Annotated in this window: 10 protein-coding genes; 6 read left to right on the top strand and 4 right to left on the bottom strand. The window is 74.5% G+C overall.

Translation table 11 applies throughout. From position 1 onward, the window contains the following. Positions 1–34: 34 nt before the first annotated feature. Positions 35–2,380, top strand: coding sequence for a hypothetical protein (locus tag BN344_RS19045; RefSeq protein ID WP_051515784.1), 2,346 nt, complete (start codon positions 35–37; stop codon positions 2,378–2,380). Positions 2,381–2,491: 111 nt separating this feature from the next. Further along, positions 2,492–4,177: a reprolysin-like metallopeptidase gene (locus BN344_RS10380; protein ID WP_155858837.1), complete on the top strand. Its 1,686-nt coding sequence runs from the start codon at positions 2,492–2,494 to the stop codon at positions 4,175–4,177. Positions 4,178–4,249: 72 nt separating this feature from the next. Here BN344_RS10380 and BN344_RS10375 read toward each other — a convergent pair whose 3' ends face one another. The 4 genes from BN344_RS10375 to BN344_RS10365 all read right to left on the bottom strand — a co-directional run bounded on the left by BN344_RS10375 (position 4,250) and on the right by BN344_RS10365 (position 8,544). Further along, on the bottom strand, positions 4,250–6,013 hold the full coding sequence (locus tag BN344_RS10375) for an acetyl/propionyl/methylcrotonyl-CoA carboxylase subunit alpha (RefSeq protein WP_040338447.1): 1,764 nt from the start codon (positions 6,011–6,013) through the stop codon (positions 4,250–4,252). 88 nt (positions 6,014–6,101) lie between these two features. Continuing rightward, positions 6,102–6,707, bottom strand: coding sequence for a Maf family protein (locus BN344_RS10370; protein ID WP_040338446.1), 606 nt, complete (start codon positions 6,705–6,707; stop codon positions 6,102–6,104). Further along, positions 6,704–6,919 (bottom strand): acyl-CoA carboxylase subunit epsilon, encoded by a 216-nt coding sequence (locus BN344_RS19545; RefSeq protein ID WP_081788538.1) that lies wholly within the window; start codon positions 6,917–6,919, stop codon positions 6,704–6,706. Before BN344_RS19545 ends, BN344_RS10370 begins: the two co-directional genes overlap by 4 nt. Further along, positions 6,916–8,544: an acyl-CoA carboxylase subunit beta gene (locus tag BN344_RS10365; RefSeq protein WP_040338445.1), complete on the bottom strand. Its 1,629-nt coding sequence runs from the start codon at positions 8,542–8,544 to the stop codon at positions 6,916–6,918. Before BN344_RS10365 ends, BN344_RS19545 begins: the two co-directional genes overlap by 4 nt. A gap of 118 nt (positions 8,545–8,662) precedes the next feature. Here BN344_RS10365 and BN344_RS10360 point away from each other — a divergent pair, with 118 nt between their 5' ends. From BN344_RS10360 to BN344_RS10345, 4 genes are all read left to right on the top strand, one after another. Then, positions 8,663–9,490, top strand: coding sequence for a biotin--[acetyl-CoA-carboxylase] ligase (locus tag BN344_RS10360; protein WP_040338444.1), 828 nt, complete (start codon positions 8,663–8,665; stop codon positions 9,488–9,490). A gap of 381 nt (positions 9,491–9,871) precedes the next feature. Then, complete coding sequence (locus tag BN344_RS10355) at positions 9,872–10,513, top strand: PH domain-containing protein (protein ID WP_081788537.1); 642 nt, start codon at positions 9,872–9,874, stop codon at positions 10,511–10,513. A 79-nt stretch (positions 10,514–10,592) separates the two neighbouring features. Beyond that, positions 10,593–11,750 carry an exonuclease SbcCD subunit D gene (locus BN344_RS10350; RefSeq protein ID WP_040338443.1) on the top strand — a complete coding sequence of 386 codons (1,158 nt, stop codon included), beginning with the start codon at positions 10,593–10,595 and terminating at the stop codon, positions 11,748–11,750. Continuing rightward, a partial coding sequence (locus tag BN344_RS10345) for an AAA family ATPase (RefSeq protein ID WP_155858889.1) occupies positions 11,747–12,876 on the top strand: 1,130 nt, incomplete at its 3' end. The genes BN344_RS10350 and BN344_RS10345, both read left to right, overlap by 4 nt.

The following is a 12,876-nucleotide window of genomic DNA, read 5'->3' as shown; positions in this document are numbered from 1 at the left end:
ATGGAAGAGGACCCCCTTCTTCCAGGAGTAGCTCGTGAACCCGCTCGTCCGCCTCCGCGCCCCGTTCGCCGCGCTGGCCGCCGCCGTCGTGACCGTGCCCGTGTTCGTGGTGGCCGGCTCCTCGGCCGCCCGTGCCGACCAGCTGGACACCGTCGTGGGAGAGCTCGTCCAGGCGTGGCCGGAGTTCGCCCACGCACACGAGGCCGACCAGCACGCGGAGCAGGGACCCCTGTCGTGGGTGGAGACAGCCGACGGCGACAGCGTCCGCGTGCCCACCGCCGAGCTGCCCCGGAGCGCCGGTCTGGCCGCCGGTGCCCTCGTCGAGGTCACCGTGGGCGGCGAGGTCCGCGACGAGGCCGCGGACGAGGGCCTCGAACCGGCCCGCACGGTGGTCGACGTGGAGGTGCTCGAGGCGGCACCGACGTCGTCCGCCCTCGTCGGCGGCACCAACCAGGTCACCGTCGTGATGGTTCAGCCGGGTGGCGTGCCGACGGACGGTCGCCGGCTCGCCGACGTGGTCAGCGCCGTCGACGGGCCGGTCCGGACGTTCTGGGCCGAGCAGACCGGGGGACAGGTCCAGCTGCAGGTGACCGGCCAGCGGGACTGGATGGTCACCACGGCCACGTGCGCGAGTCCCAGCTCGCTGTGGAACGAGGTCGCCTCCGCGGTCGGCTGGGCCGGTGGCCCCGGCCGGCACCTGCTCCTCTACGTCTCCCGTGCGGCGCCGGGCTGCGGGGCCGGTCTCGCCCAGGTCGGTAGCGGGATCGGCAGTGGCGGCCGGCTCTGGGTGACCGACGTGCTGACGTCGCTGATCGCCCACGAGTTCGGGCACAACTTCTCCCTCGGGCACGCCTCGCTCCGTCAGTGCGACGGCTCGGTCGACGCGGGCAGCTGCTCGGTGACCGCGTACGGGGACGGCTACGACGTCATGGGCTACTCCTGGTCGCAGGTGGGCTCGCTCGGCGCCCCGCACGCCGCCCGGCTGAACGTCCTGCCGCCCGCCCGGGTCGTCGCCCTGACGGCGGCCGACCCGGCGACGACGGTGTCCCTGTCGCCCGTCGCGGCCACCTCCGGGGTGCGCGCGCTGACACTGACCGACGGCTCGACCCAGTACTGGGTGGAGCTGCGTTCGGCCACGGGCACGGACGGCTGGCTGGGCACACCCCAGGACGTGTTCGGGCTGGGCACCGGCGTCCTCGTGCGCCAGAGCGCGACCGGGCAGAACACCTCCCTGCTGCTGGACGCCACCCCCTCCCCGGCGGCGTCCTGGAGCACTGACTCCCAGACGGCCCTGCGCACCGCCGGGCAGCGGGTCGTCCTCGCCGGCGGCCGCTTCGAGGTGGAGCTCGTGCAGCTCACCGCCACCTCGGCACAGGTCCGCGTGCTGAGCGGTGCCGACGTCATGCATCCCGTCGATGCGCTGCACCGGCGGCTGGGCGGGGACGCCGGGCCGCTCGGGCCGGCCCGCGCGGCCCTGGCCTGCGGCCTCCCCGCTGGTGGCTGTGCCCGCGAGTACCTCGGCGGCCTGGTCTCGTGGAGCCCGGCGACCGGAGCGCAGGTGATGGGCTCGGTCGAGCTGGCCGCCTGGCGCGCGCGGGGCGGTGCCAGCGGCGTGCTCGGCTACCCCGTCGACGCGCTGCGGTGCACCGCCGCCTGCTACCAGACGTTCCAGGGCGGCCATCTGGTCAGGGACGTGACCGGGCGTCCCGCCCTGGTCTGGGGCGCGCTCGGGTCCCCGTGGCGGAGCACGGGAGGGGCGGACGGCCGGCTCGGAAGGCCGCTGGGCGAGCCCGCCTGCGGGCGGCGGGCCGGTGGGTGTTCCCAGCACTTCCAGGGTGGGTCGGTGTACTGGTCGCCGGCCTCGGGTGCGCACGTGGTGCTGGGTGCGATCGGGCAGCGCTGGGCTCAGCAGGGCCGGGAGCTCGGTGGCCTGGGCTATCCGGTGGGCGGCGAGGTGTGCGGTCTGCGGGGCGGTGGTTGTTTCCAGGCGTTCCAGGGTGGGTCGGTGTACTGGTCGCCGGCCTCGGGTGCGCACGTGGTGCTGGGTGCGATCGGGCAGCGCTGGGCTCAGCAGGGCTGGGAGCTCGGTGGCCTGGGCTATCCGGTGGGCAACGAGGTGTGCGGTCTGCGGGACGGCGGCTGTTTCCAGCCGTTCCAGGGCGGCGCCGTCTACTGGTCGCCGAGGTCGGGTGCCCATCCGGTGGGTGGCTGGGCCGAGGCGATCCGGCGGGCCTGGGAAGGGCAGGGCTGGGAGCGAGGGCGGCTCGGCTACCCGGTCGACGCACCGCACTTCGTCCTCCGCGGGGGTGTGGTCCTCCAGCAGCGGTTCCAGGGCGGCCTGCTCGTCGTCGACGGTCGGGGCCAGGTCTCCAGGCGCTGAGCGACGGGACCCGCGGGCCGGGTGTGAGGACTGCGGCGGGTGCGACGGATGTGTCCGCGTTTGGGCTGAAGGTCGTGCCGGTCGCCGCCGAAGCCGCCGATGCAGGAGTGGATGTCTCCTGCTCGCGGTCTCCGCCGTCCCGCTGCCCTCCTGCGCGTCCTCGTCGTCGCCGGCGCGGTCGCCGCTGCGGTCACGGCCGGGCCGGTGGTGGCCGTGGCCTCCGCCGACGAGCCCGCCGGCACGACCGTCGTCGGTCGACTCGTGCAGGCGGTGCCCGAGACCGAGCACCACGACCACCACGGCCACGGGCACGATGCCGACCCGCTGACCTGGGTGGAGACGGCCCAGGGCGCCGTGCCCGTGCAGAGCGCCGACGTCGAGGACCTCCCGGTCGGCTCCACCGTCACCCTGGACGTCGACGGCGAGGTCACCGGCGAGGAGGACGGCGAGCCGCTCCCCGTGCTGAGCACGGGCGCTGTCGTCCCGCCGGCGCCCGCGGCCGTGCTGCCCGGTCCCGTCACCAACGAGGTCACCGTCGTCCTGGTCGCGCCGGCCGGCACCGCGCCGGACGCCGGTGCCACCGCCGGCCAGGTCGCCGCGCTCGTCAGCGGCCCCGTGGCGGAGTTCTGGTCGAGCCAGACCGGCGGCGCCGTCCGCGTCGGCGTCGGCCCCACGCACGAGTGGATCACCACGACGACCGGGTGTGCGGACGCGCGGGCGCTGTGGAACGAGGTCGCCGCCGAGGTGGGCTTCCAGCCGGGGCCCGGCAAGCACCTGCTGCTCCGGCTCAGCAGCCAGACCCGCAACCAGCCCGGCTGCTACTACGCCCTCGCCGAGGTCGGCAGCGGCCCCGGCTCGGGCGGTCTGCTCTACGTCCGCGACCAGCTGACGTCGGTCATCGCCCACGAGCTGGGCCACAACTTCGGCCTCAACCACTCGTCGGCGTTGCAGTGCGACGGCGCCCTCGAGACCGGGACGTGCCGCACCGCCGGCTACCGCGACTACTACGACGTCATGGGCGCCTCCTGGAAGCACCTGGGCTCGCTGAGCGCCCCCCAGGCGGCGCTGCTCGGGGCGCTGCCCGCGAGCGGGACGCGCCACCTGGGCGTCCACGACGCGCCCGAGAGCCTGCTCCTGGCTCCGCTGGCCACCGGCTCCGGGACCCGGGCGATCCGGCTCACCGACGCCGAGGGAACCGACTACTGGCTGGAGTACCGCAGCGCGACGCGGCAGGACTCCTGGCTGGGCAGTCCCGCCGAGAACCGCTACGGGCTCGACAGCGGCGTCCTGCTGCGCCGGTCGGCGACCTTCCCCGACACCGCCGTGCTGCTGGACGGCACACCGGCGGCCGCGGCCGGGTGGGACGCCGACCTGCAGACGGCGCTGCCCGCCGGCGAGCCGATCGTCCTGTCGGGCGGGGACTTCACCGTGACGGTGCGCTCGCTCGCCGACGGCGCATCGATCGACGTGGTGCCCACGGCCGCGGGGCAGGCCGTCGTCCCCGCGGCCCCGCGCGACAACGGCGCCGGTCAGCTCCAGGCGGGCACCGCCCGGTCCGGACAGGGCGCCGGCACGTCGCCGTCCCCCGCGACCGGTCCCGCCGTCGCGGAGGTGGACCCGCTGACCGTGCCCTGGTTCCCGACGGAGGACCGGTCCGCCGTTCTCGCCTCCCCGATGCTGGAGCCCACCTCCGGGACCGCCTCGCTCGGCGGCCTGGCCGTGGCGCTGGCCGGTGCCGGCCTGGCCGGGACGACGCTGCTGGTCGTGCGGCGCGCGCGCCGGCTCCGCCTCCGCTGAGCCGGGGGCCCACCCACCGACGAGAGGAGGCCGGACCCGCTCGGCGGGTCCGGCCTCCTCTCGCGTGTGCGACTACTCGGCGGCGTCGGCGATGGTGCAGATGACCGCGCCGCTGGTGACCGAGGCGCCCACCTCGGCGGTCAGCCCGGTGACGGTGCCGGCCTTGTGCGCGGTGAGCGGCTGCTCCATCTTCATCGCCTCGAGGACGACGACCAGGTCGCCGGCTTCCACGGTGGCGCCCTCCTCGACCGCGACCTTGACGATCGTGCCCTGCATGGGCGAGGCCAGGGAGTCACCGGAGGCGCCCGATCCACCCCCGCTCCCGCCGCGCTTGCGCGGCTTGGCGGCCGCGCCGGGAGCAGCGCCACCGCCACCCGCGGCGAGCCCGGCGGGCAGCGAGACCTCGAGCCGGCGCCCGCCGACCTCGACGACGACGGTCTGCCGGGGGGCCTGCTCGTCCTGCTCGGCCGGAGCGGCGTCGTAGGGCTGGACCTGGTTGTCCCACTCGGTCTCGATCCACCGCGTGTGCACGGTGAACGGCTCGGTGGTGAACGCCTCGTCACGGACGACGGCGCGGTGGAACGGGATGACCGTGGGCATGCCCTCGACCACCAGCTCGTCCAGGGCGCGGCGGGCCCGCTGCAGGGCCTCCTCGCGGGTGGCGCCGGTGACGATCAGCTTGGCGAGCATCGAGTCGAACGCACCGGCGACCTCCCCGCCGGTCTCGACGCCGGAGTCCCAGCGGACGCCGGGGCCCTGGGGGATCTCCAGGCGGTTCACCGGGCCGGGGGCCGGCATGAAGTTGCGTCCGGCGTCCTCTGCGTTGATCCGGAACTCGATGCTGTGGCCGCGCGGCTCGGGATCCTCGGTGATCTCGAGGGGGAGTCCGTCGGCGATCCGGAACTGCTGGCGCACCAGGTCGATGCCGCTGGTCTCCTCCGAGACCGGGTGCTCGACCTGCAGGCGGGTGTTGACCTCGAGGAAGGAGATCGAGCCGTCGACGCCGACCAGGTACTCGACGGTGCCGGCGCCGTAGTAGCCGGCCTCGGCGCAGATCGCCTTGGCCGAGGAGTGGATGCGGGCGCGCTGCTCGTCGGTAAGGAACGGCGCGGGCGCCTCCTCGACCAGCTTCTGGTTGCGGCGCTGCAGCGAGCAGTCGCGGGTGCCCACGACCACGACGTTGCCGTGCTGGTCGGCGAGCACCTGCGCCTCGACGTGCCGCGGCTTGTCGAGGAACTTCTCCACGAAGCACTCCCCGCGGCCGAAGGCGGAGACCGCCTCGCGCACCGCGGAGTCGAACAGCTCGCGGATCTCTTCCTTCTTCCGGACCACCTTGAGTCCGCGGCCACCGCCGCCGAACGCCGCCTTGATGGCGACGGGCAGGCCGTGCTCCTCGGCGAAGGCGACCACCTCGTCGGCGTCCTTCACCGGGTCCTTGGTCCCGGGGACCAGGGGGGCGCCGGCCTTGGTGGCGATGTGCCGGGCCTGCACCTTGTCGCCCAGCGCGACGATCGCCTCGGGGGACGGGCCGATCCAGGTCAGCCCGGCGTCGATGACCGCCTGGGCGAAGTCGGCGTTCTCCGACAGGAAGCCGTACCCGGGGTGGATCGCGTCGGCGCCGGACTGCCTGGCGGCGTCGAGGATCTTCTCGATGACCAGGTAGGAGTCACCGGGCGTCGTACCGCCCAGCGCGAACGCCTCGTCGGCGGCGCGGACGTGCAGGGCGTCGCGGTCGGGCTCGGCGTAGACGGCCACGCTCGTCAGCCCCGCGTCCTTGCATGCACGAGCCACGCGCACCGCGATCTCACCGCGGTTGGCGATCAGGACCTTCTGCACCGGGCTCTCCTTCTTCCGTGGACCGGTCGGACTGTAACCAGGGCTCGCCGGCCCCACCGGGCCAGGTCACTCCTGTCGGGGACGGCGGTCAGCGCCGCCACAGGTCGGTGATGGCCAGGCCCCGCTTGCCCAGCTGCGTGCGCAGCACGGTGAGCGAGAGCCCGACGACGGCGGCCGGGTCGCCCTCGACCCGGCGGACGAACGGGGCGCCCAGGCCGTCCAGGGTGAAGGCACCCGCGACGGCCAGGGGCTCGCCGGTGGCCAGGTAGGCCTCGATCTCGGGCTGCGTGGGCTCGGCGAAGTAGACGACGGTGGAGGCGACGGCGATGTCGCGGCTCACCACCGCGCCGTCGCGTACGTCGAACAGGGCCTGCCCCGTGTGCAGCACGCCCGAGCGGCCCGACATCCGGCGCCAGCGGTCGCGGGCGTCGGAAGCGTCCGTGGGCTTGCCGAGGGGCTTGCCGGAGAACTCCAGCAGCGAGTCCGCGCCGATCACCAGCGCGTCGGTCACCCGCTTGGCGACGTCGGCGGCCTTGGCCGCGGCCAGGAGGGCGACCTGCTCGGCCACCCGCGGTGCGGGGTAGGCCGCCTCGTCGACGTCGCTCACCACGACCTCGGGCGCCAGCCCCGCCTGCCGGAGCAGGGAGAGCCGGGCGGGGGAGGCCGAGGCGAGGACCAGCCTGCGGTCGGTCATGCGGGGCTGCCTGCCGCGCGCCAGCCGCCCGGACCTGCCTGGGCCGGCCGACGATGGGTGCGACCGTACGACGCCCAGGCGCCGACCGGCGTGGGACGACGGCGTTCCCGGCGCTGGGACAGCGCGGCGACCACCACGGTGAGCGCGGCGAGCTCTTCGGCCGAGGGCTCTCCGCGCACCACGCGGAGCAGCGGCGGGGTTTCCTCGCTCACAGCGGGATGTTCCCGTGCTTCTTCGGCGGCAGCGTCTGGCGCTTGTTGGCCAGGACGCGCAGCGCCTTGGTCACCTGGACCCGGGTGTGCGACGGCGGGATCACGGCGTCCACGTACCCGCGGTCGGCGGCGATGTACGGGTTGGCGAGGGTGTCCTCGTACTCGGCGATCAACTCGGCGCGGCGGGTGTCGGGGTCCTCGGCCGCGGCCAGTTCCTTGCGGTACAGGATGCCGACCGCCCCCTGCGCGCCGACGACGGCGATCTGCGCGGTGGGCCAGGCGAGGTTGACGTCGGCGCCCAGGTGCTTGGAGCCCATGACGTCGTAGGCGCCGCCGTAGGCCTTGCGGGTGATCACCGTGACCTTGGGGACGGTGGCCTCGGCGTAGGCGTAGATGAGCTTCGCGCCGCGGCGGATGATGCCCTCCCACTCCTGCGACGTCCCGGGGAGGAAGCCGGGGACGTCGACGAAGGTGAGCACCGGGATGTTGAAGGCGTCGCAGGTGCGCACGAAGCGCGCGGCCTTCTCGCTGGCGTCGATGTCGAGGGTCCCGGCGAACTGGGTGGGCTGGTTGGCGACGACGCCGACCGGCCGGCCCTCCACCCGGCCGAAGCCGATGAGGAGGTTGGGCGCGAACAGCGGCTGCACCTCGAGGAACTCGCCGTCGTCGAGCACGTGCTCGATCACGGTGTGCATGTCGTAGGGCGTGTTCGCCGAGTCGGGGATGAACGTGTCGAGCTCGAGGTCCTCGTCGGTGAGCGCGTCCGGGAGGACGGTCTCCGCCGGGGGGATGTCCAGCGCCGGCAGCGGGTCGAGGTTGTTGCTCGGCAGGTAGGACAGCAGCGCCTTGACGTAGTCGAGCGCGTCGGCCTCGTCCTCGGCGAGGTAGTGGGCCACGCCGGACTTGGTGTTGTGCGTGCGCGCCCCGCCCAGCTCCTCGAGCGTGACCTCCTCGCCGGTCACGGTCTTCACCACGTCGGGCCCGGTGATGAACATCTGGCTGGTCTTGTCGACCATGACGATGAAGTCGGTCAGCGCCGGGGAGTAGACGTGGCCGCCGGCGGCCGGGCCCATGATCAGCGAGATCTGCGGGATGACACCGGAGGCGTGCACGTTGCGCTGGAAGATCTCGCCGTAGAGGCCGAGGGAGACCACGCCCTCCTGGATGCGGGCGCCACCGCCCTCGTTGATGCCGACGACGGGGCAGCCGTTCTTGATGGCGAAGTCCTGGACCTTGACGATCTTCTCGCCGTAGACCTCGCCGAGCGCCCCGCCGAAGACGGTCACGTCCTGGGAGAAGATCGCGACGGGCCGGCCGTCGACCGTGCCGTACCCGGTGACCACGCCGTCGCCGAAGGGACGCTTGGCGTCCATGCCGAAGTTCGTCGAACGGTGGCGGGCGAACTCGTCGAACTCGGTGAACGAGCCCGGGTCCAGCAGCGCCTCGATCCGCTCGCGGGCGGTCATCTTGCCCGCGGCGTGCTGCTTCTCGACGGCACGCTCGGAGCCCGCGTGCTGGGCCTCCTCGACGCGACGCTCGAAGTCGGCCAGCTTCCCGGCGGTGGTGTGGATGTCGATGTCGTCGGGGACCTGCTCCCCGGCGTTCTCGAGTTCAGCCGCGCTCACGTTTCCTCCTCGCAGTCCCCCGCAAGCGGGAGGTGCCCCCAGCGCGGGCCCGCGGTGGCGGGGCCGCCTGCTCGTCCTGACCGCGCACGCCCGGTCACGGGTTACGTAGCGTAGGGGAGTGCCCGACGAGTCCTCACCTCGATGGTCGGATCTGGAGCGCCCGCCGCTCGACGGCGGGGCCCTGGAGGCCGCCCTCGTCCGCGACAGCGCGCTCTGGCGCGCGCTCGAGGTGGTGGCGGAGGCGGGGTCGACGAACGCGGACCTGATCGCGGCGGCCGGCCGCGACGCACCCGAGGGCGCCGTCCTCCTCGCGGAGCACCAGGTCGCCGGCCGCGGCCGGCTGGACCGGGTCTGGACCTCCCCGCCCCGCGCGGGGCTGACCGTCTCGGTGCTCCTGCGCCCCGACGTCCCGGCCGCCCGCAAGGGGTGGCTGCCGCTCCTGACCGGCGTCGCCCTGGCCGAGGCGGTGGGGGAGTCGACCGGCGTCCTCGCCTCGGTCAAGTGGCCCAACGACCTGCTGGCCCGCGACGGTCTCAAGCTGGCCGGGATCCTGGCGGAGAGCTCGGGCTCGGCCGTCGTCGTCGGCACGGGACTGAACGTCTCCACGACGGCAGCCGAGCTGCCCGACACCGGCACGTCCCTGTCGGTCGTCACCGGCGGGACCGTGGACCGGGCGCCGGTGCTCCTGGCCTTCCTACGTGCCCTGGAGCGGCGCTACCTGCGCTGGGTGGAGCACGTCGGCGACCCGGTGTCCTCGGGCCTGGCCACCGACTACCTGCGCTGGTCGTCCACGGTCGGGACGACGGTCGAGGTGCACCTGCCCGACGGCTCCCTCCTGCACGGGGTCGCCGAGGCCGTCGACTGGGACGGGCGATTGGTCGTGCGGACCCCCGCCGGCACGGTGGAGCTCGCCAGCGGCGACGTCCGCCACGTGAGGAAGGGCTGACGCCCTGACATCGCGATCCTCCGGATCGCACCGCGGCCACGTGCCGTCCCCCTGCTGCTCGGAGCGCCTCCGTCGCGCCTGCGCGGACCCCTCCGGGGCCCACTCGGCGCGACCCTGCGGCCACGTGCCGTCCCCCTGCTGCTCGGAGCGCCTCCGTCGCGCCTGCGCGGACCCCTCCGGGGCCCACTCGGCGCGACCCTGCGGCCACGTGCCGTCCCCCTGCTGCTCGGAGCGCCTCCGTCGCGCCTGTGCGGACCCCTCCGGGGCCCACTCGGCGCGACCCTGCCGGCGGTCAGTCCTGCGGGAGCCTCCGGGCTCTCTCGGCGCGACACCGCGCCGTTGTTGCGTCTCGATCGATCGCGGCTGCGTCATCCTGACGTGATGCCCTATCCCGACAAGCTGCTGGCCGCGGACGAAGAGGTCGTCCGGCACCTGCACCCGCACTGGCTCACGATCTTCTGGCCGGTGGTGCGGTTCCTGCTGATCGTGGGCGGCACGTCCTTCGGCATGGCGCTGATCCCCGACGGCCGGCAGCAGGGCATCTACCGCATGCTGCTGCTCGGCCTCGCCGTCGTGCTGCTGGTGGTCACCGTCGTCGTACCGCTGCTGCGCTGGCGGACGACGCACTACGTCGTGACCACCCACCGGCTGCTGTTCCGCGAGGGGATCCTGGCCCGCCGGGGGCGTGACCTGGGCCTGTCGCGGATCACCGACGTCTCCTACACGCAGACGCTCTGGGAGCGGCTGATCAGCTCCGGCACGATCACGATCGAGACCGCAGGTGACGGCGGCGCGACGGTGCTCCGGCAGATCCCGGACAGCGACGGGGTCCAGCAGCTCCTCAATCTCATGATCGAGGAGGACGCCGACCGCCGGGCGCAGGAGAGCGCCGGCTACCTCCGCGACGCGGGCGACTGGGACGGCGGACCGTCCTGGGGCGACGCTCCCCACGACACCCGTCCGCAGGCCCGTCGCGGTGCCGGCGGCGACGGCTACGGCGGTCGTCCGACGTCGGTCGTCTGACCCCTCCACAGCGCGTTGTGACGGTTCCGTCACGGCGCGCCTGGACGGTTCTGTCGGACCCCCCGCTTACGTTCCGCCCATGCGGCTGCTGCACACCTCCGACTGGCACCTCGGCCGGACGCTGCACGGCACCGACCTGCTCGCCGAGCAGGAGGCGGTCCTCGGTGGTCTGGCCCAGGTCGTGGCCGCGGAGTCGGTCGACGCGGTCGTCATCGCCGGTGACGTCTACGACCGCGCGGTGCCCTCGGCCGACGCGACCGCGGTGCTGGACCGGGTGGTCGGGCGGCTGCTCAGCGCCGGCGCCCAGGTGATCCTCACGCCCGGCAACCACGACTCCGCCCGCCGCCTGGGCACCTTCTCCGGCCTGCTCGCCACCGCCGGGCTGCACGTGCGCGCCGCGACGCAGGCCCTCGACGAGCCGGTGCTGCTGTCCGACGAGCACGGCGACGTCGCCGTCTACGGCATCCCCTACCTGGAGCCGGAGGTCGCGCGGCACGAGCTGGGTCTGGACGCCAAGGCCGAGGGCGCCCGGGGGCACCAGGGCGTGCTCACCGCGGCGATGGACCGCATCCGGGCCGACCTCTTCCTGCGTCCCGGCGTGCGCTCGGTGGTGCTCGCGCACGCGTTCGTGGGCGGCGGCGTCCCCACCGACAGCGAGCGCGACATCTGCGTCGGCGGCGTCGACCTGGTGCCCGCGGGCGTGTTCGACGGCGTCGACTACGTCGCCCTGGGCCACCTGCACCGTCCGCAGACGCTCAGCCCGCGGCTGCGCTACAGCGGCTCGCCGCTGGCCTACTCCTTCGGGGAGGCCGGGCAGCAGAAGCAGGCCTGGCTGGTCGAGCTCGACGCGGGCGGCCTCGGTGAGGTCCGGCCGGTGCCGCTGCCGGCGCCCCGGCAGCTGAGCGTGCTCACCGGCGAGCTGGCCGAGCTCCTCGCCGCGCCGGAGCACGCCGCAGCCGAGGAGCACTTCGTGTCGGCGCGGCTGACCGACGCCGTCCGACCGGCCGACCCGATGCGGCAGCTGCGCGAGCGGTTCCCGCACTGCGTCCACCTGGAGTGGGCCGGCGCCGGGGAGAACACCGATGGCCGCAGCTACCAGGAACGACTCCGCGGGCGCAGCGACCTGGAGGTGGCCGAGGAGTTCGTCAACCACGTCCGTGGCGCCGCCGCGAGCGCCGCGGAGCGGGACCTGCTCGGCCAGGCCCTGGCCGCCGCGGTGCGCGAGGACGTCGCGTGAGGGTCCACCAGCTCGCGCTGACCGCCTTCGGGCCGTTCGCGTCGCGGGTCGACGTCGACCTCGACGACGTCGGGCGTGACGGGCTCTTCCTGCTGTGGGGCCCGACCGGCGCCGGCAAGACCACGTTGCTCGATGCGATCGTCTTCGCGCTCTACGGCACGGTCCCCGGAGCGCGCGGCGAGGAGAAGCGGCTGCGCAGCGACCACGCGCCCGACGACCTGCGCACCGAGGTCGAGCTGGAGCTGACCCTGGGCGGGGAGCGCCTCCGGGTCACCCGGCGCCCCGAGCAGCAGCGGCCCAAGCGCCGGGGCGAGGGCTGGACCACCGAGCAGGCCCGCCTGACGCTGCAGCGCTGGTTCGGCGAGGGCTGGGAGCCGGTCAGCACCCGCATCGACGAGGGCTCGGAGTACCTGCGCACCCGCCTGGGGCTCTCGGCCGAGCAGTTCTGCCAGGTGGTGCTGCTCCCGCAGGGTGACTTCGCCCGGTTCCTCCGCGCCGAGCCGGAGGATCGCGGCCGGCTCCTGCGCACCCTCTTCGACGTCGGCCGCTTCGCCCGGGTGGAGGACTGGCTCGCCGGCGAGCGCACGGTGGCCCGCGAGCGCCTGGAGCGCATCCGGGCGCGGGCCGGGACCCTGGTCTCGCTCGTGGCCCAGGCGGCCGACGTCACCGTCCCCGAGGAGTTCGCCCCCGAGCTGGTGGGGGCGGCGCCCGGTTCACCGGTCACCGCCTGGGTCCGCACGGTCCGCGTCGGCGCCGCCGAGGCGGCGGCCCGGGCCACGACGACCGCCGACGAGGCCGCCGATCTGGCGCGCACCCGCGAGGCCGCCCTCGCCGACGCCCGCGCCCAGGAGGAGTGCCACGTCCGCCGCGACCGGGCGCGCGCGGAGCTCGAACGACTCGAGGCGGCCGCGCCCGCCCTCGAGCCGCTGCGGGCCACGCTGGACTCCGCTCGGCGAGCCGAACCGGTGCGTGACGTGCTCGAGGCGGCCGGTCGCGCCGCGGTGGAGGCCGAACAGGCGTCCGCAGCGCTCACGACGGCGCGCGAACACTGGGCGGCGGTCGCCGCCGGTCGCGAACCGGACGCGGCGCTGGCCCGGGCGCTCCGGGACGAGGTGGCGGCGCTGCG

The sequence above is a fragment of the Candidatus Blastococcus massiliensis AP3 genome, from assembly GCF_000582785.1.
Classification (GTDB): Bacteria; Actinomycetota; Actinomycetes; order Mycobacteriales; family Geodermatophilaceae; genus Blastococcus; species Blastococcus massiliensis.
The sequence above is the reverse complement of the archived record's forward strand: the minus strand, read 5'-3'. Positions and strand labels throughout refer to the sequence as shown.

What these genes read in the sequence shown, in the direction of transcription:
- BN344_RS10380 (WP_155858837.1), top strand. Translation starts at nt 2,492, where the DNA reads ATGTCTCCTGCTCGCGGTCTCCGCCGTCCCGCTGCCCTCCTGCGCGTC.
- BN344_RS10370 (WP_040338446.1), bottom strand. Translation starts at nt 6,707, where the DNA reads ATGACCGACCGCAGGCTGGTCCTCGCCTCGGCCTCCCCCGCCCGGCTC.
- BN344_RS10355 (WP_081788537.1), top strand. Translation starts at nt 9,872, where the DNA reads ATGCCCTATCCCGACAAGCTGCTGGCCGCGGACGAAGAGGTCGTCCGG.
- BN344_RS10350 (WP_040338443.1), top strand. Translation starts at nt 10,593, where the DNA reads ATGCGGCTGCTGCACACCTCCGACTGGCACCTCGGCCGGACGCTGCAC.